21 protein-coding genes are annotated in these 25,422 nt (G+C 66.4%); 15 read left to right on the top strand and 6 right to left on the bottom strand.

Annotated elements, in window-relative coordinates:
• Nucleotides 1-214 precede the first annotated feature (214 nt).
• Together L5014_RS14550 and fumC are read left to right on the top strand one after the other, a co-directional pair.
• Nucleotides 215-1,834 carry a phospholipase D family protein gene (locus L5014_RS14550; protein WP_238464445.1) on the top strand — a complete coding sequence of 540 codons (1,620 nt, stop codon included), beginning with the start codon at nt 215-217 and terminating at the stop codon, nt 1,832-1,834.
• A gap of 65 nt (nt 1,835-1,899) precedes the next feature.
• Nucleotides 1,900-3,309 carry a class II fumarate hydratase gene (gene fumC, locus L5014_RS14545; protein ID WP_238464444.1) on the top strand — a complete coding sequence of 470 codons (1,410 nt, stop codon included), beginning with the start codon at nt 1,900-1,902 and terminating at the stop codon, nt 3,307-3,309.
• A 10-nt stretch (nt 3,310-3,319) separates the two neighbouring features.
• On the opposite strand, the gene L5014_RS14540 is transcribed toward fumC, so the two are convergent.
• The 3 genes from L5014_RS14540 to L5014_RS14530 form a co-directional block, all read right to left on the bottom strand.
• On the bottom strand, nt 3,320-3,823 hold the full coding sequence (locus L5014_RS14540; protein WP_238464443.1) for an acyl-CoA thioesterase: 504 nt from the start codon (nt 3,821-3,823) through the stop codon (nt 3,320-3,322).
• 207 nt (nt 3,824-4,030) lie between these two features.
• A complete protein-coding gene (locus L5014_RS14535; RefSeq protein ID WP_238464442.1) occupies nt 4,031-5,080 on the bottom strand; it encodes a GlxA family transcriptional regulator in 1,050 nt (349 codons plus the stop codon).
• Between the two features lie 148 nt (nt 5,081-5,228).
• Nucleotides 5,229-5,366: a hypothetical protein gene (locus L5014_RS14530; protein WP_238464441.1), complete on the bottom strand. Its 138-nt coding sequence runs from the start codon at nt 5,364-5,366 to the stop codon at nt 5,229-5,231.
• Between the two features lie 309 nt (nt 5,367-5,675).
• On the opposite strand from L5014_RS14530, the gene L5014_RS14525 reads away from it, so the two are divergent.
• Together L5014_RS14525 and L5014_RS14520 are read left to right on the top strand one after the other, a co-directional pair.
• On the top strand, nt 5,676-6,389 hold the full coding sequence (locus L5014_RS14525; RefSeq protein WP_238464440.1) for an ArsR/SmtB family transcription factor: 714 nt from the start codon (nt 5,676-5,678) through the stop codon (nt 6,387-6,389).
• A 195-nt stretch (nt 6,390-6,584) separates the two neighbouring features.
• Nucleotides 6,585-9,488, top strand: coding sequence for a DUF6600 domain-containing protein (locus L5014_RS14520; RefSeq protein ID WP_238464439.1), 2,904 nt, complete (start codon nt 6,585-6,587; stop codon nt 9,486-9,488).
• 120 nt (nt 9,489-9,608) lie between these two features.
• Here L5014_RS14520 and L5014_RS14515 read toward each other — a convergent pair whose 3' ends face one another.
• Both L5014_RS14515 and L5014_RS14510 read right to left on the bottom strand, forming a co-directional pair.
• Entirely contained in the window at nt 9,609-10,580 is a 972-nt protein-coding gene (locus L5014_RS14515) for a thymidylate synthase (RefSeq protein ID WP_238464438.1), read from the bottom strand.
• 663 nt (nt 10,581-11,243) lie between these two features.
• Nucleotides 11,244-12,635, bottom strand: coding sequence for a sigma-54 dependent transcriptional regulator (locus L5014_RS14510; RefSeq protein WP_238464437.1), 1,392 nt, complete (start codon nt 12,633-12,635; stop codon nt 11,244-11,246).
• Between the two features lie 587 nt (nt 12,636-13,222).
• Here L5014_RS14510 and L5014_RS14505 point away from each other — a divergent pair.
• The 9 genes from L5014_RS14505 (at nt 13,223) to L5014_RS14465 (ending at nt 22,329) form a co-directional block, all read left to right on the top strand.
• Nucleotides 13,223-13,750: a hypothetical protein gene (locus L5014_RS14505; RefSeq protein ID WP_238464436.1), complete on the top strand. Its 528-nt coding sequence runs from the start codon at nt 13,223-13,225 to the stop codon at nt 13,748-13,750.
• Between the two features lie 112 nt (nt 13,751-13,862).
• A complete protein-coding gene (locus L5014_RS14500; RefSeq protein ID WP_238464435.1) occupies nt 13,863-14,372 on the top strand; it encodes a hypothetical protein in 510 nt (169 codons plus the stop codon).
• A 125-nt stretch (nt 14,373-14,497) separates the two neighbouring features.
• A complete protein-coding gene (locus L5014_RS14495) occupies nt 14,498-15,007 on the top strand; it encodes a hypothetical protein (RefSeq protein WP_238464434.1) in 510 nt (169 codons plus the stop codon).
• 27 nt (nt 15,008-15,034) lie between these two features.
• On the top strand, nt 15,035-16,615 hold the full coding sequence (locus L5014_RS14490; protein ID WP_238464433.1) for a cell wall anchor protein: 1,581 nt from the start codon (nt 15,035-15,037) through the stop codon (nt 16,613-16,615).
• Between the two features lie 113 nt (nt 16,616-16,728).
• Nucleotides 16,729-17,448, top strand: coding sequence for a C39 family peptidase (locus tag L5014_RS14485; protein WP_238464432.1), 720 nt, complete (start codon nt 16,729-16,731; stop codon nt 17,446-17,448).
• Nucleotides 17,449-17,462: 14 nt separating this feature from the next.
• Complete coding sequence (locus L5014_RS14480) at nt 17,463-18,308, top strand: peptidase C39 (protein ID WP_238464431.1); 846 nt, start codon at nt 17,463-17,465, stop codon at nt 18,306-18,308.
• A 198-nt stretch (nt 18,309-18,506) separates the two neighbouring features.
• The gene (locus L5014_RS14475; RefSeq protein ID WP_420800073.1) at nt 18,507-19,997 is read left to right on the top strand and encodes a hypothetical protein; all 1,491 of its coding nucleotides are present in this window, start codon (nt 18,507-18,509) and stop codon (nt 19,995-19,997) included.
• Between the two features lie 83 nt (nt 19,998-20,080).
• The gene (locus L5014_RS14470; protein ID WP_274389375.1) at nt 20,081-21,679 is read left to right on the top strand and encodes a sigma-54 dependent transcriptional regulator; all 1,599 of its coding nucleotides are present in this window, start codon (nt 20,081-20,083) and stop codon (nt 21,677-21,679) included.
• A 152-nt stretch (nt 21,680-21,831) separates the two neighbouring features.
• Complete coding sequence (locus L5014_RS14465; RefSeq protein ID WP_238464428.1) at nt 21,832-22,329, top strand: dihydrofolate reductase; 498 nt, start codon at nt 21,832-21,834, stop codon at nt 22,327-22,329.
• A 134-nt stretch (nt 22,330-22,463) separates the two neighbouring features.
• Here L5014_RS14465 and pmbA read toward each other — a convergent pair whose 3' ends face one another.
• Nucleotides 22,464-23,834 carry a metalloprotease PmbA gene (gene pmbA, locus L5014_RS14460; RefSeq protein WP_238464427.1) on the bottom strand — a complete coding sequence of 457 codons (1,371 nt, stop codon included), beginning with the start codon at nt 23,832-23,834 and terminating at the stop codon, nt 22,464-22,466.
• Between the two features lie 230 nt (nt 23,835-24,064).
• Here pmbA and yjgA point away from each other — a divergent pair, with 230 nt between their 5' ends.
• Together yjgA and mog are read left to right on the top strand one after the other, a co-directional pair.
• Nucleotides 24,065-24,712: a ribosome biogenesis factor YjgA gene (gene yjgA, locus L5014_RS14455; protein WP_274389373.1), complete on the top strand. Its 648-nt coding sequence runs from the start codon at nt 24,065-24,067 to the stop codon at nt 24,710-24,712.
• Entirely contained in the window at nt 24,699-25,346 is a 648-nt protein-coding gene (gene mog, locus L5014_RS14450; RefSeq protein WP_238464426.1) for a molybdopterin adenylyltransferase, read from the top strand. The genes yjgA and mog overlap by 14 nt, the downstream gene beginning before the upstream one ends.
• Nucleotides 25,347-25,422: the final 76 nt, after the last annotated feature.

Below are 25,422 nucleotides of genomic sequence, written 5' to 3'. Positions count from 1 at the left end.
AGGGACTGGAGTCGCGAGCTTTGCACCCGGTCGACCGCAGAGGAGAATCCGCTTGTCCGCGCATACCGTTCAGAGCTTCGCCACCGATGTCCCTGATGTCCCTGACGCCCCCGACCTCCCCGATGCCCTGCCCGCCGCCGCAGCAGCGGCACCGCGCCGTGCCGCTTACGCTCGCGCCCAGCGGCGATTGAGCCGATTGAGCCGATTGGGTCGATTGAGCCGATTGCACCCATCGCTTCCGCTGCTTGCGCTTCTGAGCATCACGCTTCTCGCGGCCTGCGCGACGCGCCCGCCCGCCACGGCGTTCCCGCGCGAGACCTCCGCGGCGCTGCCGAGCGCCGAGGCGCGCGCCACCCCGCTTGGCGTCGCGCTCGCGGGGCCCGAGGCGGCCCACCCGAACGAATCGGGTTTTCGCCTGCTCACCACCGGCACCGACTCGCTGCAGATGCGCATCGCGCTCGTGCGCGCGGCGACGAAAACCCTCGACATGCAGTACTACATCGCCAACGAGGACACCACCGGCAAGCTGCTGCTGGGCTCGGCGCTTTATGCGGCCGATCGCGGCGTGCACGTGCGCATGCTCGTCGACGACCTGAATTTCCACGACATCGACCGTCTGATGGCGGCGCTCAACAGCCATCCGAACATCCAGATCCGCGTGTTCAATCCGTATGGCAGCCCGAGCGAGAGCGTGTTCACGCGCACGCGCAACTTCTTCACGAACGTCGACCAGTTCACGCGCCGCATGCACAACAAGGCGACCATCGTCGATAACGAACTCGCGATCGTGGGCGGGCGCAATCTCGGCGACGAATACTTCAGCGCCAGCGAAACGCTACAGTTCCGCGACCTCGACGTGCTCACGGCCGGCCCCATTGCGGCGAGCGTTTCGGCGAGCTTCGACGACTACTGGAACAGCAGCGTGTCCTACCCGCTGAGCGTGCTCAATCACCAGAAGTTCGATCCGCACGATCTCGACGTGGCGCGCGACGACCTGCGCAAGCACTGGCGCGAGACCGCCGACCCGTACAACGCGAAGCCGCTCAACGCCACTCCGCTCGCCCAGCAGATCGCGCGCGACCAACTCGGGCTCGCCTGGGCGAAGTGGGAATTCGTGGCCGACTCGCCGGAAAAAATCTCGGGCGCCGAGCGCGGCCAGATGGGCGACGCGATGCGCTCGCTGCTCGATCGCCTCAACCACGCACACAGCAGCGTGCTGATCGTGTCGCCGTATTTCGTGCCGCACGATGCGGGCATACAGGCCATACGTGCGCTCACCGGGCACGGCGTACGCGTGGCAATCCTCACCAATTCGCTCGCGGCCACCGACGCCGTCGCCGTGCAGGCCGGCTACAGCCCCTATCGCGTGCCGCTGCTCGAGGCCGGCGCCGAGCTCTACGAATTCAAGCCCACGCCGTCCGGGCGCGAGGACGCGCGGCGCATGCACGTGATGGGTTCGCGCTCGCGCGCGAGCCTGCACGCGAAGGCCTATGTGATCGACGAGAGCACCGTCGTGATCGGCTCGCTCAATCTCGATCCGCGCTCGGCCAACCTCAACACGGAGCTCGCGCTCGCGATAGCAAGCCCGCCGATCGCACACGAAGTGGCTGACATGTTCAAGTTCGCGACCTCGCCGAAGGTGAGCTATCGCGTCTCGCTCGCAACGCCCGCCCAGCTCGCGTCGCTGCGCGGCACCTCGATCACCTCCCCGCTCGTGTGGACCGACGAGGAAAGCGGCATGATCCGTACCTACAACCTCGATCCCGGCGCGGGTTTCTACAGGAATGTGCTAACCGGGCTATTCTTGTTGTTGCCAGTCGACAATCAGTTGTGAGACGCAGCTGTGAGGCGCCGCGCACGTTTTGTCGCGCGCGCCGCATCCACTATCGGAGTGTCACCATGACCGCCAGCAACGAGAACGTACGAATGGAGCGCGACACGTTCGGCGAGATCGCCGTGCCCGCCGCGCAGCTCTGGGGCGCGCAAACGCAGCGCTCCCTGCAGAACTTCCGCATCTCGAGCGAGAAACAGTCGCCCGAACTCATCACCGCGCTCGCCACGATCAAGCGCGCCGCCGCCGAAGTGAATCTCTCGCTCGGCGTGCTCGACGAGAGCAAGGCGCGCGCGATCATCGCGGCCGCCGACGAGATCATCGCAGGCAAGCACCCGGGCGAGTTCCCGCTCGCGGTCTGGCAAACGGGCTCCGGCACGCAAACCAACATGAACCTCAACGAGGTGATTGCGAATCGCGCGAGCGAGATTCTCGGCGGCGAGCGCGGCGAAGCGCGCAAGGTGCATCCGAACGACGACGTCAACCGCGGCCAGTCGTCGAACGATGTGTTCCCCACCGCGATGCACGTGGCCGCCGCATACGGCATCGTCAAGCATCTGCTGCCCGCGCTGAAGACGCTGCGCGATACGCTGGAAGCCAAGTCGAAGCAGTTCGCCGACATCGTGAAGATCGGCCGCACGCATCTGCAGGACGCCACGCCGCTCACGCTCGGCCAGGAGTTCTCGGGCTACGTCGCGCAGCTCGATCAAGGCATCAAGCACGTGGAGTCGACGCTGCCGCATCTGTACGAACTCGCGCAAGGCGGCACCGCCGTGGGCACGGGTTTGAACGCGCACCCGCAGTTCGCGCAGAAGGTGGCCGAGACCATCGCGAAGCTCACGGGCGTGCCCTTCGTTACTGCGCCCAACAAGTTCGAGGTGATGGCCGCCGCCGACGCGCTCGTGTTCGCGCACGGTGCGCTCAAGACCGTGGCCGCCAGCCTCATGAAGATCGCCAACGACATTCGCTGGCTCGCGAGCGGCCCGCGCTGTGGACTGGGCGAGCTCTCGATTCCCGAGAACGAGCCGGGCAGCTCGATCATGCCGGGCAAGGTGAATCCTACGCAATCCGAAGCAGTGACGATGCTCTGCTGCCAGGTGTTCGGTAACGACGTGGCCGTGAATGTGGGCGGCGCAAGCGGCAACTTCGAATTGAACGTGTTTCGCCCGATGATCGCGCACAACGTGCTGCAATCGATCCGCCTGCTGGCCGACGGCGCGCTCTCCTTCAACGATCACTGCGCCGTGGGCATCGAGCCCAACCGCGCGCGCATCGACACGCTGCTCAACGAGTCGCTCATGCTGGTGACGGCGCTCAATCCGCACATCGGCTACGACAAGGCCGCGCAGATCGCGAAGAAAGCGCACAAGGAAGGCACGACGCTCAAGACCGCCGCGCTCGCGCTCGGCCATGTGACTGGCGAGCAGTTCGACGAATGGGTCAAGCCCGCCGACATGGTCGGCACGCTGAAGAAATAACTTCAGCCCATCAGACCCGGCCTTTCGCTACTTCGTCGGGCTTCAGCTCGACGATCGCGTCGAGCGCTTCCTTCACGTCGAGCGCGTATTTCGCAAGGCGCTTTTGCTCGTCCGTTTCCGGCACGAACGGCGGCACGGGAATCGGGTTGCCGTTTTCGTCGACGGCCACGAACACGATCAGGCAATCGGTCGTGAGGCGTAGCTGGCCGCTCTTCGGGTCGCCCGCGTGCACGGTGATGTGGATGTGCATCGAGGTGCGGCCCGTGGCCACCACGCGCGCGCGCAGCTCGACCATGTTGCCGACGAGAATCGGCCGGCGAAAGCGGATATTGCCCACGCTCACCGTCACGCAGTAGCGGCCCGACCAGACGGCGGCGCACGCGTAGGCGGTTTCGTCGATCCATTTCATCAAGGCGCCGCCGTGGACTTTGCCGCCGAAATTCACCGAAGTGGGCTCGGCAAGAAAGCGGAACGTCGTTTCCGAACGGTCCAGCGGCTGGGAAGGCGTACTCATAGTGGCTCCGCTCGTGGGGTTTGCGCCTGACTGGCAAGGCGTCGTTATGGGGTGCCGTCGATTATACGAGCGCCGTATGTCATCCAGAGGCCAGTCACGCACAGACACCTCCCCCTGCGGACACCCACGCGGACGGGAGCGGCAACTGGCGTATTTGCCCGGTACTGGACACCGGCATCTGGCATCTGGCGCCCGGCAAATGCGCGCTCAGGCCGCCGAAAAGCGCGCCCGGTAGTCGAGCGGCAGCACGCCATAGCGCCGCTCGAACGCGCGCCGCAGATTCTGCTCGGTACCGAAGCCGCAGTCCGCGGCAATCCGCTTGACCGGCAGCCGCGACTGCGCGAGCGCGTGCGCCTCGGCTTCCACACGCATGGCCGCAACGGTGCGCGCGGGTGTGCGCCCTATCGCCTCGACATAGCGCCGCGCGAAGGTGCGCGGGCTCATGCGCGCCTCTTCGGCGAGACGCTCGACGCTCAGCTCCGCATGCAGGTTCGCGGCCATCCAGCCATGCAGCGCGTCGAAGGCGCCGCCCGCCGCGCTTTGCGCCGCCAGCGCCTCGCTGAACTGGGACTGCCCGCCCGGGCGCTTCATGAACACCACGAGCCGGCGCGCGGCATGCATGGCGACCGCGTGACCGCAGTCCTCCTCGATCAGCGCGAGCGCGAGATCGATGCCGGCCGTCACGCCCGCCGAGGTCCAGACCACGCGGCCGTCGCGCTCGTCGCGCACGAAGATCGGCTCGGGATCGACGCTCACACGCGCAAACCGGCGCGCAAGCTGCGCGGCGTTGCGCCAGTGCGTGGTGGCGCGGCGACCGTCGAGCAGGCCCGCTGCGGCGAGGTAGAACGCGCCGGTGCAGACCGAGGCGACGCGCCGGGCGCGCGGCGCGGCGGCGGCGATCCACGCGACGAGTTCGGGCTGCAGCACGGTCGAATCGTCGATAGGGACGCCCGGGACGATCAGCGTGTCGATAGCGGCGGTGTCAAGCGCGTCGAGCCGCTCGGTGACGACCGGCATGCCCGCGAACGTGGATAGCACGCCGCCCGCCACCGAGGCGAGTGTGACGCGATAAGCGCAGGGATCGGCGGAATGGGGGGAATTGGCCAGCTCGGCGGAGACGGGCAGCGCCGCAGCGCGCCCCGCGCGCATCGCCAGTTCGGCTCGCCAGAAAGCCTCGACGGGCCCGCAGGCGTCGAGCAGCACGAGATCGGGCGCAACCGCAAAAACCACATGGCGCACGCAATGAGACGCAGACATAGGGGGCAAAGGGCGATGAAGGCTCGATGCCGCCATCATCGCACGCGCGCCGCTGGCAGATACGGCGATCTTGCGTCAATTCCTGCCATGCGGCGATGCCTGCGAGGACAGAACGATGGGACGGCGGAACGACGCCATGTTCGCCCGGTTACTTGTGGACCGTGATGCCTTGGTCGATCGTGCCGTACATCGTGATGCCGCTCGCGCCGCTCGACGACGTGCTGCCGCCTTGGGCGCAGGCCGTGCAGAGCAGCGCAAGCGCTGCAAGGGCCAGAATACGTTTCATGACTGCCTGTTTGCTTCCTGAGAGGAACTCATTCTAGCGCGGTGCGGCCAGGCGCCCGCGCTCGCGCCCCAAGCCGGGCGTTCCGCACTGGGCGTTCCGAATCGGGCATCCACGATTAGCCAGCAACGCCGCACTGTTCGCGCCCAATTTGCACGCCATATTTCATGACAGCCTGAAACGTCGAATGCCAGGTTTCGCTAGAGTGAACACATGGGCCGGCGCGCCACGCTCGAACAGGCGATGCAAGCCGGCCGTCCGAACCGGCCATCCGAACCGGCCTTCGGACGTCAGATCCGCACGGGAGCCATCATGCCTATTCCCCCTACCGATGAAACCAGCCACTTCCCCGGTCTCGCGCGTGTCGCGGCACTGCTCGCCGACCCCGGCCGCGCCGCCATGTTGTGGGCGCTCATGGACGGCAGCGCGCGCCCGGCAGGCGAACTCACGATGATCGCGGGTCTCTCGCCGTCCGCCGCCAGCGCGCATCTCGCCCGCCTCGCCGAAGGCGGCCTGCTCAAGCCCGAAGTACGCGGGCGGCATCGCTACTACCGCATCGCCACCGCCGAAGTCGCCGCGGCCATCGAAGCGCTGATGAACGTCGCGCACGCCGCCGCGCCGGCGCAGCCCGTGACGCGCCCCGCGCGCGCCGTGCCCGTGGAAATGCGCCACGCGCGCACCTGCTATGACCACATGGCGGGCGTTGTCGCGGTGCGCGTGTTCGATCGGCTCGTCGAAGGCGGATGGCTCGTGCGCCAGGCCGACGATCTCGAAGTGACGGAGCAAGGCGTCGCGCGGCTTTCCAGTTGGGGCGTCGATCTGCGGGCGCTGCACGCACGCCGTCGGCGCTTCGCCTGCACCTGTCTCGACTGGAGCGAACGGCGCCCGCATCTGGGCGGTGCGCTCGGCGCGGCGCTGCTCGAACGCTTTACCTCGAATGGCTGGGTCGAGCGCACCAGCCGCCCGCGCGTACTACGCATCACGCCGCTGGGACAGCACGAATTCGACACGTTCGCGACGACCTAACCGCGCCAACAATCTGACAAATACCCGACAACGTCACCTAACATGCGTCGAAAATCGGCCTTATCAGGAAGTGGCACACGTTCTGTTACATCTGGTGCATAAGCCCTAACAATTGAGCGCGCATGGAAACAGACGCGGCGGATAGAGTTCCCCACATAGCTCCCTGAAATTCGCTCCAGGGGCTGGAGAACCAACATGACAACGCGCACCTCATCGCTGACCACGTTTCGCCGCTACGACAACACCCAAGAAGCGCTCCGAGGCTCGCACCAGGACTCGCGCGTCGCAGCGCACCGCCCGCGCGGCCGCACGCTCATCGCCGGCGCCGTGCTCGCCGCCTTTGCGCTCAGCCTGACAGGCGCCAACGCCTGGGCACAAGCCGCGCCGCAAGGTGCGCCCGTCGCCAGCGCCGCTGGCGACCCGCCCGGACGCGTCGCACGTCTCGACTACATGGCGGGCGACGTGACGACCGAGCCCGCTGGCGCCACCGACTGGTCCTATGCGCAGCTGAACCGCCCGCTCACGACTGGCGACCAGCTCTGGAACGACGCCAATGCGCGCTCGGAGATGCACATCGGCTCGACGGCCGTGCGCATGGGTGCGCAAACGAGCGTCGACGTGCTCAATCTCGACGATTCGAGCGCCCAGCTCAAAGTCGCGCAAGGCACGCTATCGACGCGCGTGCGCCAACTGCCTCCCGGCGCCTCATACGAAATCGACACGCCTAATCTCGCACTCGGCGTGACCAGCCCCGGCGACTATCGCGTGGACGTCGCGCCCGACGGCAGCGCCACGACCGTCACGGTGCGCAGCGGCAATGTGACGGTGTATGGCGAGAACGGCCAGACGCCGATGTCGGCGGGCCAGCAGATCCGCTTCGCCGGCACCGACCTGCAACAGGTGGCAAGCGACGCCGCGCCGCCTCCCGATGCCTTCGACCGGTGGGCGCTCGCACGAGACGCCAGCGAGGACCGCTCGGTCTCGGCGCGCTATGTTTCGCGCGACATTCCCGGCTATCAGGACCTGGACGCCAACGGCTCGTGGCGCGAAAGCCCGCAGTACGGCGAGGTATGGACGCCCAACGACGTGCCCTCGGGCTGGGCGCCGTATCACGACGGCCACTGGGTATGGCAGGCGCCGTGGGGCTGGACATGGGTGGACGACGCGCCGTGGGGCTTCGCGCCTTATCACTACGGCCGCTGGGCCTACGTCGACGATTCGTGGGCGTGGGTGCCGGGTCCGATCGTCGAGACCGCGCCGCCCATCTACGCGCCCGCGCTCGTCGCCTTCGTGGGCGGCGGTGGCGAAGGCCCCGATTGGAGCGTGAATCTCGCCATCGGTGGAGCGGCGGCAGCGGGCGTCGCGTGGTTCGCGCTCGGGCCGGGCGAGCCGTGGCATCCGCGCTGGGGCGACTGGAGCCCACATTACTACGACCGCGTGAACCAGACCGTGATCGTCAATAACTACCGCCGCGACGTGAACGTCACGAACATCAACGTGCATAACAACATCAATGTGCACAACACGTACGTGAACTACCGCGTGCCGGGCGCCGTGACCGCCGTGCCCGCCACGGCCTTCGTGCACGGCCAGTCGGCCTCGCGCTTCGCGCAGCGCGTCGACCCGCGTCTATGGCAGAACGCGCGCATTCAGCCGGGCACGCCGGGCATCGCGCCGGTCAAGGGCAGCTTCGGTCCGAACCTGCGTCGCGCCGATTATCGGCCGCCCGCCTCGCTCAATCAGCGGCAGGTGGTGGCAACGCGTGCGCCGGTCGCACCGCCCGCATTCCGCGACAACCTCGCGCAGCGCTTCGCACACGGCGGCGGCGCCGTGCCGGGCGCGGGCGCACCGGTCGTGCGCGTCGCCGCGCCGGCGCATGCCGGCTTCTCGCCCCTCTCGCCCGCCTCGCGCGGAGGATGGCCGCAGCAGAACGTGCGTGTCGTGCCGCCACACTCGCCCGTGATCGGCGCGGCGGGACGGCCTGACGGCGCCGCGCGTCAGGGACCGGGACAAATGCCGGGACAAACGCCGCGTCAAGTGCCGGCTCAGGTGCCGGGTCAGGTGCCAGCTCAGGTGCCAGGTCAAGTACCGCACCAGGCGCCGGGCCAGTCGCCGCATCCGGGTGCTTTCGCTCAGGGCGGTCCGCATGGCCCTGGTGCGAACGAGCCCATGGCCCCGCGCGGACAACAACCGGGCCAGCCTGGCATGCCCCCCGTCATGACGAACGGACACGGTCCGGCCGCCCCGCAGCAGAACGAAGCGCATGGTGGCGTGCCGCGTCCGCCGCAGTTCTCCGGCCGACCGCAGGGTACGCAGCCGCAAGGCGCCCTGCCCGGCGGCGAGCCGCGCGCACCGGGAGCCGCCGGCAACATGAATGGCCGCGCGATGGCGGACGCGCCGAGAGAGGCGCATCAGCCCTCGTGGATGCAGCCGCATGCGCCGATAGCCCAGCGCGGACAGCCAGGCGCTGCGCCGGGCCAGCAGAACCGGCAGCAAGCGCTCGCGATGCAGCAGCCGCATGAAGGCGCGCCGGCACGCGTGCCGCAACCCGCCATGGGCGAAGCGCCGCATGGCCCGCAACCGATGCAGCCGCAACCGCGCGCGCAAGCACAGCCGCAGCCACAACCGGAGCCGCGCGCCGACCTCCGTGCGCAACCTCAGCCGCAACCACGCGCCGAGTTTCATCCGCAGCCGCAACCTCAGCCGCAACTTCAGCCGCGCGAAGCGCCGCGCCCGCAGCCTCAGCCGCAGCCGCGTGCCGAGTTTCATCCGCAACCTCAGCCGCAGCCGCGCGCCGAGCCGCGCCCGCAACCGCAGCCGCGCGCGGAATTTCATCCGCAACCGCAGCCGCAACCGCGTCCGGAATTCCACCCGCAACCCCAACCGCAGCCGCGCGCCGAATTCCACCCGCAGCCCCAGCCGCAGCCGCGCGCCGAATTCCACCCGCAGCCCCAGCCGCAGCCGCGCGCCGAATTCCACCCGCAGCCCCAGCCCCAACCGCAACCCCAGCCGCGTCCGGAATTCCATCCGCAGCCGCAACCCCAACCTCAGCCACATCCGCAAGCAGGCGGCGGCCACGACGAACGCCATCACGGCTGAGCCCCACCACCCCGCGCGCGCAAAAACGCGCGCCATCAACGCAAAAGCCCGCGAACGTCGCCGTTCGCGGGCTTTGTTTATCGTGCGCCAATAACCAGGGACTAACGGCGCCAGGGCACGCTAGACCGCCATCGGCGCCGTGAGCGGATCGTGGTGCCGGTAGCCCGCCAGCGAGAAGTCCGCCGGCTCGACCTTTTCGAGCCACTCGGGCTCGTAGACGCCGGTCTTCGCGTACTCGGGCACGCGCGACGCGATCTCGAGGCGCGGGCTCTCATAGGGCTCGCGGCGCAGTTGCTCGTTGAGCATGCCGAGCTGGTTCTCGTAGATGTGCGCGTCGCCGATGAAATACGTGAACCAGCGCGGCGTATAGCCCGTCAGGCGCCCGACCAGGTGCAGCAGCACTGCGCCCTCGGTGAGATTGAACGGTGTGCCGAGCCCGACATCGTTGCTGCGAATGTACAGGCACAGCGAAATCTCGCGCTTCGCCACGTTCGGCAGGAACTGATAAAGCAGGTGGCACGCGGGCAGCGCGATCTCGTCGAGCACCGCCGGGTTCCAGCCATGAAACAGAATCCGGCGATCGGCGGGATTATTCATGATCGTGTCAAGGCACTGGCGCAGTTGGTCGACCGCCTTGTAGAGCAGCACCTTCGGGCGGCCATCCTCGCTGAATTCGCTCACGCGCGCAAAACCGCGCGATTGTGCGTCGGCGAGCTGCGCGCTCGCGTCGGCGTCGAGCACCTTGTAGGCGGGCCACTGGCGCCACTGCACCCCGTAGACATCGCCCAGATCGTCGGTGCCGCGGCGATACGGATTGGCGAGCCACTGGGCGTTCTCGTTCGCGTTGGCATCCCAGACCTTGCAGCCGAGCGCACGGAAATCCGCCGCGCTGCGCGAGGCGCGCAAGAAGCCGATCAGCTCGCCCACCGCCGACTTGAACGCCAGCTTTTTCGTGGTGACGGCGGGGAAGCCCTGTTGCAGGTCGAAGCGCAGCATGGCGCCCGGCATGCTGATCGTGCGGATGCCGGTACGGTTTTCCTGCCAGGTGTCGGTGTCGAGAATCGAGCGGACGAGCTCGAGATACTGTTTCATGCGCGCTTCCCTGAGCGGGCGCGCGAGCGCACCCGGTGCGGATTCAAAAGCGAGATTCTATAGCAAGCGGGCAAACGGCAGACCCGGGCCCAATGAGTGGCAAGTGGGGAACAAACGGGTCACAAGCGGATCGCAAACGCTCGTGAGCGCTTACAAGCCCACTAGCGGCGATAAACCAGGGAGGAAACACGCAACGGCACAATGACATATCGCCATAACATGCTGATGCAATGCGCATTATCTTGGAGAAGCAGAAAATAAAATATATGTTGGAAATAATGTGCCGCAGGGCGATGCCCGGCAAAGGTAAACGTAAACGGCGTGAATATCGATAAGCAGATTAGCGTGACAACCCTGTGGCGAATGATCGGCGCATGATCCGCAAATAGCCCGCAATATCGCCACCGGCAAGCGGCGCTGGCCGCGAGAACCGCAACCGCGAACGAGCGAACGAGCAAAAGCGATCCGGAACAGGCGGACAAGGCGGCCCACACGCGCGAGCCGCCTGCCGCACGAACCTGCGCCCCCGCGCAAGCCCGCTTGCACCCCTGCACCCTCTTGCACCCTTACGGCCAGTTCCAGCTCTTCGTCGCCTGCTCGGTCACTTCTTCTTGTCCGGCCACGTCGCGCGGCCGTGATGTGGTCCCCTCGACAAGGCCGCTTTCAGGCCCCGCCCCCCGAAACCAGTCCGCCCGGATGCGGCGCGAGCGGATCGCTTTCCATATGCCGCATGCCGTGTGCGCACAGCAGCCGGTACAGCGTCACGCGAGAAATACCCAGTTCCTGCGCCGCGTCGCCAAGACGCCCGCGATGGCGCAGCAACGCGAGTTCGATGGCCTGGCGCTCGGCGGCCTCGCGCGCCTGCGCGAGCGAGACCGGCACCACCTCGACGTAATCGCCCAGTTCCAGATCGCGCGCCGTGATTGCGCGCCCTTCGGTCATGACGATTGCGCGCCGCACGCGGTTGATGAGCTCGCGCACATTGCCGGGCCAGCTGTAGTTGTGCAGCGCTGCGATGGCATCGGGAGAAAAGCCGCGCAGGCGCCGCCCGCCGTCTTTCTTGAAACGTTCGAGCATGTGCCGCGCGAGCAATTCGATGTCTTTGCCGCGCGCGCGCAGCGGCGGCTCATCGATCTGCAACACACACAGCCGGTGATACAAATCCTGACGGAAGCGTCCCTCGACCATGGCCGCACGCATGTCCACGTGAGTCGCGGAAATGATGCGCACGTCCACGGGAATCTGCTCGTGGCCGCCAAGACGCTCGATCTTGCCTTCCTGGAGAAAGCGCAGCAGGCTCGCCTGGCTTTCCATCGGCAGGTCGCCGATTTCATCGAGAAAGAGCGTGCCGCCGTTGGCCGATTCCACGCGCCCGATCTTGCGCTGGCTCGCGCCCGTGAATGCGCCGCGCTCATAGCCGAACAGTTCCGATTGCAGCAGATGCGGCGGAATGGCCCCGCAATTGATGGGCACGAAGGTCGCATTGCGCCGCGACGAACGTTCGTGAATGGCAACCGCCGTGAGTTCCTTGCCGGTGCCCGACTCGCCCGAGATGAACACCGGCGCGTCGGTCATCGCGACCTTGCGGATCGAGCGAAAGAGCGCCAGCATCGCCTCGCACGAGCCCACCATTTCGCCTTCCGCGCCGCCCGAGGTATCGTTCGAGGCAGACTCGACCAGCGAGACCATGCCATATGCATGACCCACGGAATCGACGATGCGCTCGCCGCTCCACGGCACCGTTACGTAATCGAAACAGTAATCGCGCACGAGACGGCGCAAATTGGCGTCCTGCAACTGGCCGGTGGTGGTCGCGGCAACCCAGCCCACGTTAGGCAACGTCAGGCACGGCTCGAAAGCGCCGATCTCATGCAGATGGAATTCGCTCGACAGATCCAGCAGCCCGCCCGCGGGCAACCCCGCGCGCAGCGCACGCCGCGCGTCCCGCGCGTTGCCGACGACTTCCACCTGCCAACCCCGGTCGTGGAACCGCTCGTTCAGCGCTTCATTCGGATTGCGCGTCACGTAAACCAATTGCCGCGTTGCGGATTCCATTATTCAGATCCTCTTGCCAACACATCGTTGCGAAATGACGGCACGCACCTGATGTACAGACACGCAGCAAAAGAAACCATTCGCCGGGCACAAATAAGCGCGGCGAACATGGGGGCTTTTGCTGACAGTGAATCCCCGAACTGCGGCGTGTGTCAACTTGCCCTTGGCGGGGCATTTGTTATGGGTATTACTCGTTTTTCTGAAGCTTACTATATGGATCGGGAAGTTGGATAGAAAATATGCGGTGCGAATCGATAAGGGCACGATGGAAAGGTTTCCATTACGTAGCCACTGAATAGTAAGAGGAAAATCAATTGCGGATGTTTCCATTCCGTTGCTCCCGCACCGTTTTCCGAAACGTGCCGCGATACGTGTCGATTACGTAAGAAAAAAATCGCGCAAACGTTCTCCGTTGAAACTCTCAAGCGAATTCTGGCGTTTAAAACAGCCTGGCGTTTCAGCGCTGAAACGTTTTTGCGAAAATCCGCTATTCAAAATCCGTAGAAAATATTCGAACCCGCGACGTATCAACGGATTGCGTGGCATGGCACACGTTTCGCTAAATGTCCCGCACCAGGAGATACGCCATGCGACTCATTCCTTCGAACGTCAGACGCAGTGTGCCCCGCACGGGCGGCATGCTGGCCGCCGTGCTGATTCCCGCCGCGCTCTTCGCCTTCTCGCCGTCGGTGCACGCACAGACCGCAACTGATGCGGCAAGTGCGAACGTCGTTGCGGCGAGCACCACTGTCGTCCCTGCAACAGGCGCGGCCATGGTGCCCGCGACGCTCGACGTGAGCATGGCACCCAACTCTGATAACGGCGCAGGCAGCAAAAACTTGAGCGCCAGCATGGACACCGGCACGCTCGCCGCCGATCCGGGTCCCGCAGGGGACGATCCGGTGCTCGCGGGCATCGGCGCACTCGACGACCAGACCCTCGCCCGCCAGCACGGCGGCGCCGTTGGCATGGTGATGGTCGCCGCCACGCCGCAGCTCATGCGCGGCAACAGCGTGACGCTGTGGGACGAAATCGCCCCGCCCGCCCCGCTGCCGATCCCGGTGGACGCCGGCCAGGCAGCGCAGAACAACATCGCCAGCTACATCCGGAAGTAACGAAAGCAACGCAACTACACGCGGTTATCGCCAGACAGGCCCGTGCCCGGTGCGGTGCGGGCCGGAGGCGGCGCCCGATGCGCGCCGCTCCGGCATACAGACGGAGACAGACATGATCGTTCGCTTAAAGACGCCTGGTGCGCGCCGGCACTCCGCCCGGCTCGCCGCCGTCCTGAGCGCCGCGTTCGCCGCAGCGCTGACGGCAGGCGTCAGCGCACAGCAGGTGACCAATCCCGGCGACATCATCGTCGAGCGCGACATCACCCCGCGCAGCGCGTTTGCCAACGTGCCGAAGAACCAGGACCCCGTGCTCGTGCGGGCCACCACGTTCCCGAAGAACACGTTCGACCCGACCATGGCGGCGCTCGTCACCGACACGGACCTCACCAACGCGCACGGCAATTCCGGCGTGAACACGAGCGGCGCGCTCGCCGGCGGGGCCGCGGGCGTGCAGGCCATCAACCGCATTCTGGTGGGCAACCCGGCGGGATCGAACTCGGCGCTCGGCGCGGGCGGCAGTGCCCAGGCCGTGGGCGGCCTCGGCGGCACGATCTCCTCGACCGTCACCGGCGCGCTCGCGCCGATCACGAGCGCGCTGGGCGCCATCGGAGGTGTGAAATGAGCCGCCTTCCGCATTTTCGGCACGTTCAACCCATTCAGCACGCTTTTGCAGCGACCGCGCTCGCCGCCTCACTGGTTGCATTCGCAACGACTGCGCAGGCTCAGGTCACGGTAGGCGCAACCGCCGTGATCGCGCCAAACGCCGCAACCTCGACAACCGGCGCGCTCGCCGTGAACGAAGCGGCCGGGCTCGACAACGCCCAGGCCAACCAGCTGACGATCACCAGCGGCGGCTCGGTCGCCAATGTGAATCTCGACGAACAAGGGACCACGACGCGCGCCCGGCTTGGCAATGCCAGCGCGCTGATCGGCTCGGGTGCTTTCTCCAACACGTCCGGCGCCATGATGGTGAATCAGGCGGCGGGCGTGGGCAACATCCAGCGCAACAGTGCGCAGATAGGCACTGGAGCCCCTGGAGTCACGTTGGTATCGGACGGGGAACTGTCCGCGACCAGCGCGACGAACGGCGGTATGGGCAGCCAGGCAGGCGCGGCACGCGGCATTCGTGAGGTACGCATCGACAGTGCGGCCTTCAGGAATGCAACGGGCCTCGTACAGGTGAACCAGACAGCCGGAGCCGGTAACGCAACGGCGAACAGTTTTGTGCTCCGTCCCCCGGCGGGCACTCTTTTTTAACTGATCACTCAAGTATCGGAGCGAAACATGAAGCGCACCCTCATCGCAGCAGCAGTCCTCGCGACGGCGGCAAGTTCCGCTTTCGCCGGCCCCAAGACGGCTTTCCTCTTCAACGCCACTGGCGTAGTCGAAGCGGTAGGCATCGAAGGCTTTGTTGGACTGTTCGGATGCGTCGCCGTATCGAGCACGGCCGGCGCGGTCATCAACAACACGCAGACGACGGGCGGCGGCACGCTGCTCCCGCAGGCACAGAGCTATGACCTCGGCAATGTCACGACCACCTTCAACAACAGCGTGCGGAGCAGGGTCGGCACGGGTACGAACTCCAGCTACCGGACCTCGTATTTCGCCGAAGGCTCCGCTTCGCAGTCGGCCAGTTCGTCGTCGAGGACGCATAACGTAAGCGCATCGACCTCGACGACTTCGTCGAGCGACTCGAGATTCAGCAGGACCTTCAACGCCGGCATCGCGGCCAGCTACCACGTCAGGACCGACAGCGGCAATACGAGCAACTCGACAACCGCCAGCTCCTCCAGCGACGTGGGCCACAACAATCAAACCCAAACGTCCAGCAGCGTCGGCAGCAACACCTCGACGCATTCGCAGAACGGCAACGCCCACGTCCAGGCCAATGCCTCGTGGTCGCACACCGGCGACTGGTGGAACGGCTCGGCCAGTTTCGCCGCGAACGGGTCGGAAGGCTCGTCGCACACGACGACCAACTCGCATGACAACAACAATACGACGTCGACCGCGAATAACTGGTCGAGTGCCGACAGCCGCAACACGCGCAATAGCTCGACCAACGCGAACACGGCCTACGCCGACGGCTCGGGCAGCGCCACGGTCTCGGCTTATGCGAACGGCACGAGCAGCAGGTCGAGTGACTCGAGCAACACGTACAACCACAGGTTCAGCGAATCGAGCAGCAGTTCGCACTCGCACTCGCAGTCCTACGCGAGAGCCACGGCAGAAAGCCATACGTCAGGCTACAGCGTGAATGACACGATGACCACGGTCAACGAAACGACGACCGGCTCGCTCACGCATCACATCGACACGCGCAAGGCCGCCACGCTCGACGCCAATACGGGCAGCAACGCGGCAGTGGGCGTGCAAGGCAACCTGGGCGTGAACGTCGCCGAAGGCATCAACAACGCGCAAAGCAACGATGTCGCGCTCGCTTCGGTCGACGTGGGCAATGTGTTCGGTAACGCTCAGATTTTCAATAATCAGGCGTCCGCTGGCAAAGCGAATGTGAAAAACTTCAATCTGAACGCATCGGTGGGTGACGGCTCGCTCGCCAGCGTCTCGGGCAATGTCGGTGTAAACGTCGCTTCGGGTATCGGCAACGCGCAGAACAACAGCCTCGCCGGCTCCGTGACGACGACCAATGCGGGCTCCGCCCGGACGACGGCGATGGTCGCGACCGACAACAATGTGCAGAACGCAGGCATGGCGGCTACCGGCCAGTTCCAGGGTACGGCTAGCCTCGGCGCCGGCACGCTCGCCCACGCCACCGGCAACATCGGCGTGAACATTGCTGGCGGCATCGGCAACCTGCAGCACAACGGCATGGCCATCGCGGCAATGAATAACGGCCACTAAGTATTGCCAGCTATCACCTGGCAATCCTGAAGACGCTGTCATTCCATGCTGTACCCCGGCGCCGGTCGCTGCCACACAGCGGCCGGCGCACAAACCAGAAGCAGGAGACCACCATGTCCGGGTCCGTATCGTCCCCGGGGTCAAGGATATGTGTCGTCGCGCTGGCGCTTGCCGCCATTGCGGCATGGGCGCCTTGCCGTGCGCAGTCGAGCATCGACGCGACGCACCTGGTCGGCGTGCCGATCAAGCTGCCGCTCCACTCGATGCGCGACATCCGCTACCGGAGCGTCGTCACCCAGCAATACGACTATAGCTGCGGTGCCGCCGCGCTCGCGACGTTGCTCAAGTACGGCTACGGCATCGACATTGCTGAACCGGAATTGATCCGGCGCATGATGGTGTTCTCCACGCCCGAGGTGGTCGTGAAAAATGGCTTCTCCATGCTCGACATGAAGAAGTTCGTCGAAACGATCGGCCTGCGCGGCCGGGGCTTTCGCGTCAATACCGACGCGCTCTATCACCTGCAGATTCCCGTGCTCGTCCTCATGAACATCGATGGCTACGAGCACTTCGTGATCGTCAAGCATGCCGAGAACGCCCGCATCTTTATCGCAGACCCCGCGCTCGGCAACCGCATTGTCGCCGAGGACGACTTTGCGAAGACGTGGAACGGACTCGTCTTCGCCGTGCTCGGCAAACCGTTCCTGGAGGATTCTCCGCTGTTGCAGAACAACGAGTCGCTCGCCCTGAAGCTGCGCGAGAACGCCCTGCTGAACGGCTCGGCGCCGACTCCCTTCTTCGAATATGGCCTCGACAAGGCCATGATGTTCTGACGTCCTGAATAATCATGAAACGCAACCTCTCACAGTGTGGCATCGCGGCAGGCGTCTGCGCGCTCGCCTGCGCTTGTTCGGGCAATGCGTACGCAGCAGAAAGCCTTGCCGCCACGCAGGCGGCCGTGCCTGCGTTTCTCTCCGCGGGCGGCCCCGATGCGCAGCCCGTGCGCTGCGAGCCCGTTGGCGACGACGTGCTCGCGCATCAGACCGGCAAGTACGCCGGCAGCGACATGATTTCCGGTTTCGTGCTCAACGTGCTGTCGCAATGGCAGTTGCCCAACGGCGCCAGCGCCGTGGCGCAAGGCTCGCTCACCGTCGCCCAGAACGCGGCCAACCGGCTGAGCGCCGGCGTGCAGACCACCGCGCGCGTCGCGGACCCGATGCCGGGCGGCAAGAACCCGGGCAATAGCGGCGCCGCCCCGAACATGTCGGCCTCGGGCGGCCAGAACGTGACGGTCAACGGCGTATCGCAGATCACCCAGGTCGCCGGCAACGGCAACGTCGGCTCCAACGCCGCGACCATCGACTACAGCAACACCGCCATGCAGCTCGCCGGCATGACTGGCTCGAACCAGACGAGCGCATCGGCTTCGAATGCGAACGGCACCATCAAAGCGGGCATCGCATTCGGCAGCAACGGCATCAACGTCACGCTACAGACGCCCGCCGGCATGGCAACGCAGAACATCGTGCCAGGCAGCGCCCAGCAGGCGGGCGCCATTGCCCAGTTGCTCCAGGTCGCAGGCAATAACCAGCAAGTCGCCAATCAGTTGCAGCTCAGCCTGCAGACGCAGCAGCTGAGCGCGCACATGATCCGTCAGGCCGGCGTATTACAGGCGCTACGCAACACGCGCTAACAAACAGCGTCGGCCATTTCGCCAACCCCATGCCGTCGACCGCCATCGCCGGCCAGAACAAGGAGACATAACACGGAGGCCAGCACGCGGCTAGCCAGACCGCGTGATGTATCGAACAACGTATCGACGGCGCGGCGCGGAACCAGGGGGTTCTGTCGTGCACCAGCTTTCGATCCGGGGGGGAAAAGAATGAACTTGATGTCCAAGACGGCGGCACCGCGTTTGAGGCTGGCCGCCATTCCAGCAGCAGTCCTGCTTTTCACGCTCGCGCAAACCGCCAATGCGCAGGCATTGCAGAGTCAGTCTGTCGAAGACCGGCTCACCACACTCATGCGCGTGGTCGACGAGCAGCAACGGCAGATCCAGTCTCTCGAGCGCCAGGTCACGAACCTCGAAATGGCGCAGCGCGGCCGCGGCATGCCGGGCGCTGGCGCGCCTGACGCCGCCGCCGGCACGAGCGTCGCCGAGCAGCCCGGCGCGGACGGCCTGCCCGTGCCGCTGCCCCCGCTCGCGCAGGCGCTGCCCGGCGCCACGGCGCCCGGCTCTCTCACCGGCACCGCCACCGGCGTGCCGGTAAACCCGCCTTCGCCTGACGCCGGCCCGACCGCGGGCGCCACCGGCTCCTCGGCCGCGAGCGGGCCGCAGCAAGGCGCACCCGTGGGCGTCAATGCGGGTGCCAACGCGGGCGCGAGCCCGACCGTGGGCGAAACGCAAAAGAACGCCGCGCCCACTCGCACCGAGGCGGAGCAAGCGGTCGTGCAACGCGAGCACGCGCCGCTCTTCGACCACAAGCTCACGCTGGACTGGGGCATCAGCGACACCTATTACGACCGCCGCCAGCTACAGCTCTCGGGCTTCCTCGCACTCGATGCGATCTTCCTCGGCAACATCAATCTGGGCGAGACGAAGTCTCACCAGATCATGGCCGACCTCGACACGCGGTACGGCATCACCGACCGCATGAGCATCGACGTCGACGTGCCCTACATCTACCGCCACAGCAGCTTCATCGTGGGCGGCGCGGGCGGCGCGGCGAACACGCTCTCCGATGCGTCCGTGAACTCGAACGCGATCGGCGACGTGAACTTCGGGATCTACTACCAGTTCCTGAAGGAGACCAACAACCTGCCCGACGTGGTCGGTAGCCTGCGCGTGAAGACGCCCACCGGCACCTCGCCATTCGGCATCAAGGTGCAGCAACTCACGCCCGACAACACCAACCTCGTCGCGCCCAACAAGCTGCCCACGGGCACCGGCTTCTGGAACGTCACGGCGGGCGTCTCGGTGCTGAAGACCTATGACCCGGTCGTGCTGTTCGGCAGCCTCTCGTACACCTACAACATCGCGCGCTCGTTCGCCGACATCTCGTCGGTCATCGGGCAGACGCAGCCCGCCCAGGTGAAGCTCGGCGACATCATCCAGTTCGGAGGCGGCGTCGCGCTCGCGTTCTCCGACAAGGACTCGGCCAGCATCTCCTACACGATGGCCATCGAGCCGCAGTCGAAGACCAAGGCGCCCGGCGGCAGCTGGACCGGCGTGCCGGGCAGCGAGACCACGGCCTCGGTGCTCAACTTCGGCCTGAATCACGTGGTCAACAAGCACCTGACGATCAACGGCGCGGTATCGGTCGGCCTCACGCCCGACGCGCCGAACTTCGTCGTCGGCGTGCGGTTCCCCTACACCTTCTGATGAGAACGAGGTCGATCGTGCGCGATTCCTCACATCTGGGCGCTACCGTGACGTCTTTGGCCGGGGCGGGCCAGCGGCTCGCCATGGCGGCAGCGCCGCCGCGCCCCATCGCAGCGGCGGACGGCGTAGGCGCAACCGGACCGCGCGGGCTCGATGCGGCAGACCGCACACCCGATGGCAGGCTCGATGGCAGCCCCGATAGCAAACCAGATAGCAGCGCCGGCAGCAGCCCCGATTGCAGCCCCGGCAGCAGCCCCGGCAGCAGTCCCGACAGCAGCCCGCTAGCCGATACCGACCGCGCGCTGCTATACGTCGCCCGCGTGCCGGACACGCAGCTAGGCGCGTATCTGCGCAGCCGCGGCTGGGAAGTCGCGACGGCCAAGAGCGCGCACGAAGCGACGCGGCTCGCCAAAGCCGGACCGACGTGCGCGGGCATCGTCGACCTGACCAGCTTCGCGGCGCGCGACCTGGCCGGGCTCGAAGCGGTGCTGCGGCTGCAGCAGGTGGGCTGGATCGCGCTCACCGACGCCAAGCGTCTCACCGATCCCGAAGTGCGGCGCCTCATCCGCCACTACTGCTTCGACTACGTGCAACTGCCGATCGCGCCGGCAACGCTCGACTACCTCGTGGGCCACGCGTTCGGCATGGTCACGCTGTGCGATCTCGACGATGCGCCCGCCTCGGCCCCAAGTCAGGACGAAGATGAGATGGTGGGCACCTGCGAAGCGATGCAGCAGCTCTTTCGCACGATCCGCAAGGTGGCGAACACGGACGCGTCGGTGTTCATCTCGGGCGAATCGGGCACCGGCAAGGAGCTCACCGCGCTCGCGATCCACGAACGCTCGGCACGCCGCAAGGCGCCGTTCGTGCCGATCAATTGCGGCGCGATCCCGCATCATCTTCTGCAATCCGAACTGTTCGGCTACGAGCGCGGCGCATTTACGGGCGCGAACCAGCGCAAGATCGGACGCGTGGAATCGGCCAACGGCGGCACGCTCTTTCTCGATGAAATCGGCGACCTGCCGATGGAAAGCCAGGCGAGCCTGCTGCGCTTCTTGCAGGAAGGCAAGATCGAGCGCCTCGGCGGCCACGAGCAGATTCCCGTGGACGTGCGTATCATTTCGGCCACCCACGTCGATCTCGAAGCCGCCATGCGCGACGGGCACTTCCGGGCCGACCTGTTTCACCGCCTGTGCGTGCTGCGCGTGGACGAACCGCCGCTGCGCGCGCGCGGCAAGGACATCGAAATTCTCGCGCACCATGTGCTGCACAAGTTCAAGATGGACAGCGCGCGCAAAATCCGCGGCTTCACGCCCGACGCGATCGAGGCGATATACAACTACAACTGGCCCGGCAACGTGCGCGAACTCATCAACCGCGTGCGGCGCGCGATCGTGATGGCCGAAAGCAAGCTGATCTCGGCCGCGGATCTCGATCTCGACCAGTTCACCGAGCAACAGACGGTATCGCTTGCCCAGGCGCGCGAGGCGGCGGAAAAACGCGCGATCGAGGCCGCGCTCCTGCGCCATCGCCATCGCCTGGCCGAAGCGGCCGCCGACCTCGGCATTTCGCGCGTGACGCTCTACCGGCTCATGGGCACGCACGGGCTGCGCGACGAAAAGACGATCTTCGGCGGCGAAGCGGAGAACCAGCCGGACCTGCCGCACGAGCCTCAGGCCTGACACCGCGAGCGACGAGCTGCGCGGACTGCCGACTGCGGCCGGCGTCCGGGGGGCGCGGGAGCAGCTTCCAGTTGCATGAACGGCCGCTGCGAGAGCGTCGGGTAAAATCGGGGCGATCGACGTTTCCACTCCAACGCACTTCGAACTTCTCGATGACGACGCTCACCCTGATCGTCGCTCGCGCCCGCAACGGCGTGATCGGCCGCGACAACGAACTGCCCTGGCGGCTGCCCGAAGACCTTGCCTTCTTCAAGCGCACCACCATGGGCGCGCCCATCGTGATGGGCCGCAAGACGCATGAATCGATTGGCCGCGCGCTGCCCGGTCGCCGCAACATCGTCGTCACGCGCGACGCCGCCAGGCGCTTTCCCGGCTGCGACACGGTCACGAACCTGGAAGCCGCGCTCGCGCTCGCGGCGCAGGACCAGGCGCCCGAAGCGTTTCTGATCGGCGGCGCGCAGCTCTACGCCGAGGGCATCGCGCTCGCGCACAAGCTGATCGTCACGGAGATCGCCACCGACTTCGAAGGCGACGCCACCTTCCCCGCGCCCGACCCGGCGCACTGGCGCGAGACGGCGCGCGAAACGCTGCACGCGAATCCGCCCAACGACTTCGACTTCGCGTTCGTCACCTACGAGCGGCGCGACTGAGCACCAAGCGCCCGCATGAACAATCGATCGGGCGTTTGAAAAACAAAAATGGCACGCCAGGGCGTGCCATTTTGCATTGAAGCGGGGAAACAGAGAAAAGCGCGGAGAAAAGCCCGGAGAAAAGCGCCGCGCGCTTACTGCCCCGCCACCGTCATGCGCTCGATCAGCACCGAGCCGGTCTGACGCGTGCCACGCGTGAGCGTATCGGCGCCCACCGCGACGATGCTGTGGAACATCTCCTGCAGCGTGGACGCCACCGTGATCTCCTCGACCGGATACTGGATCTTGCCGTTCTCGACCCAGAAGCCCGAGGCGCCGCGCGAATAGTCGCCCGTCACAAAATTCACGCCCTGCCCCATCAGCTCCGTGAGCAGGAGGCCCGTGCCGAGCTTCTTGAGCATGGCCTCGAAGTCGTCCTCGGGGTTCGTGAGCGAGCTTTGCAGCCGCAGGTTATGCGAACCGCCCGCGTTGCCAGTCGTCTGCATGCCGAGCTTGCGCGCCGAATACGACGAGAGGAAATAGCCCTGCACCACGCCGTCCTTCACGACTTCGCGCCGTTGCGTGCGCACGCCTTCCTCGTCGAACGGCGCGCTGCCCGCGGCGCGCGCCACGTGCGGGTCCTCGACGACCTGGATATGCGGCGCGAACACCGGCTTGCCGAGACTGTCGACGAGAAACGAGGTCTTGCGGTAGAGCGCGCCGCCGCTCGTGGCCTGCACGAACGCGCCGAGCAGGCCCGCAGCGATCGGCGCCTCGAACAGCACCGGCACCTTGCGCGTGTCGAGACCGCGCGCGTTCAGGCGCGCGAGCGCGCGCTCGGCGGCATAGCGGCCGACCGACTCCGGCGAGGCGAGCTCGCTCGCGCTGCGCCGCGAGGTGTACCAGTCGTCGCGCTGCATGCTGCGGCCCGTGCCCGCGATGGGCGCGCACGCGATGTAGTGGCGCGAATAGGGATAGCCGTGCATGAAACCGCCCGAGGTGGCGAGCACGAACTGCGAATGCTGCGCCGAGACGCTCGCGCCTTCGGAATTGGTCACGCGGCGGTCGGTGGCGAATGCGGCGTCCTCGGCGCGGCGCGCGATCTCGACGGCCTCGTCGGCCGTGAGGCTCCACGGGTGATAGAGGTCGAGGTCGCGCGGCGCGGTTTCCAGCAGGTCGGCTTCAGCGAGGCCCGCACAGTCGTCGTCGGCGGTGAAGCGGGCGATGTTGTAGGCGGCCGCCACGGTGTCCTTGAGCGCCTGCGCGGAAAAGTCCGAGGTGCTCGCATTGCCGCGCTTGTTGCCGATATAGACGGTCACGCCAACCGACTTGTCGCGGTTGTGCTCGATGGTCTCGACTTCGCCGCGCCGCACGGAAACCGACAGGCCATCGCCTTCGGAGATTTCCGTCGCGGCGTCGCTCGCGCCGAGCGCCTTCGCGTGGCGGAGGATATCCGACGCGATCTCTTTCAGCTCGTCCTGGGTGTGCGGGAAAAATCGTTGCCGGGCTTCGATGTCTGCAGCCATTGTCGTTACGGTCCGGTTTCGGGCCGGGGCGGCCCGCTTGTCGTGTGTCGGGTGTGTCGGATCATGCGCCACGCTGAAGAACCATCGGAACCAGTGAGGCGCGTTTCGCGATCATAGCAAGGTATGCGAACGCGTACCGCAGGCGCATTGTCCGCGCTGGCCTGAGGTGCCCCACCCGCGCCCCGTCCTCGCGCCCGATCCGACAGCGCGCGCACGCTACAATACGCATCATGAAACGCAAAACCCGCATTCAACCCATGAACGACGCTGCCGCCAAACAGGGCAACGGCGAGGACGACAACGGCTACGATCGCCCGAGCAAGTCGCAGCTCAAACGCGAGATGACCGCGCTCCAGGAGCTGGGCACCGCGCTCGTCGAGCTGCCCAAGGACGCGCTCAAGCGCATGCCGATGACGGAAGACCTCGCCGACGCCGTCCACGAGGCCCGCCGCATCACCGACCACGAAGGCAAGCGCCGCCAGCTCCAGTACGTCGGCCGCATGATGCGCGGCCTGCGCGAGGACGAAGTCGCGGCGCTGCGCACCGCGTTCGAGGAGCACCGTGGCGTGAACAAGGCCGCCACGGCGCGCCTGCACTGGATCGAGCGCACGCGCGAGAAGCTGCTCGCCAGCGACGAAGCCCTCACCGAATTCATCCGCCAGCATCCGGGCGCCGATCCGCAGGAAGGCCGCACGCTGATCCGCAACGCGCGCCGCGAGCAGCAGCAAGCCCGCCCGCCGAAGTACTTCCGCGAGCTGTTCCAGTGGATCAAGGACCTGAGCAGCCAGGGCGCCGACGATCCGTTGGAAGCGGCGAACCGGCGCCCGCACGGCGATCGCGACGATAGCGACGAGGACCACGAAGATGACGAAGCCTGAGCGCAGCCATCCTGATGAGTTGGTGATCGGCCTCGTGTCGGTCAGCGACCGCGCCACGAGCGGCGTCTACGAGGACAAGGGCATTCCGTCGCTGATGGAGTGGCTCGGTCACGCGCTGAAGTCGCCGTGGCGCGCCGAAACGCGCCTGATCCACGACGATGCGGCCACCATCTCGGCCACCCTCACCGCGCTGGTGGACGGCCTCGGCTGCGACCTCGTGCTGACGACGGGCGGCACGGGCCCCGCGCGCCGCGACGTGACGCCCGAGGCGACGCTCGCCGTGGCCACCAGGGAAATGCCGGGCTTCGGCGAGCAGATGCGCCAGATCAGCCTGAATTTCGTGCCGACGGCGATTCTCTCGCGCCAGGTGGCCGTGATCCGCGAAACGGGCAACGGCGAGGGCAACGGCGCGGACGACCACGCGGCGCTCATCATCAACCTGCCGGGTCAGCCGAAGTCGATCAAGGAAACACTGGAAGGCCTGCGCGACGCGCAAGGCACGGTGAAAGTGCCGGGCATTTTCGCGGCGGTGCCGTACTGCGTTGACCTGATCGGCGGTCCGTATATCGAGACCGATCCGAACATCGTCGCGGCTTTCCGGCCCAAGAACGCGCAGCGAGCGCCGCGCGCGTAACCACTCCATCGCCTCAGACCTGGCGAACGGTGCGGCGCAAAGAACTGCGCCATTCGCCAGATCATCCGGGTCATCC

Origin of the sequence: Paraburkholderia tagetis (genome assembly GCF_022213065.1) — a bacterium.
In the GTDB taxonomy this organism is placed as follows: Bacteria; Pseudomonadota; Gammaproteobacteria; order Burkholderiales; family Burkholderiaceae; genus Paraburkholderia; species Paraburkholderia tagetis.
Note: the sequence above shows the minus strand (reverse complement) of the source record. Positions and strands in the feature narration are given on the sequence as shown.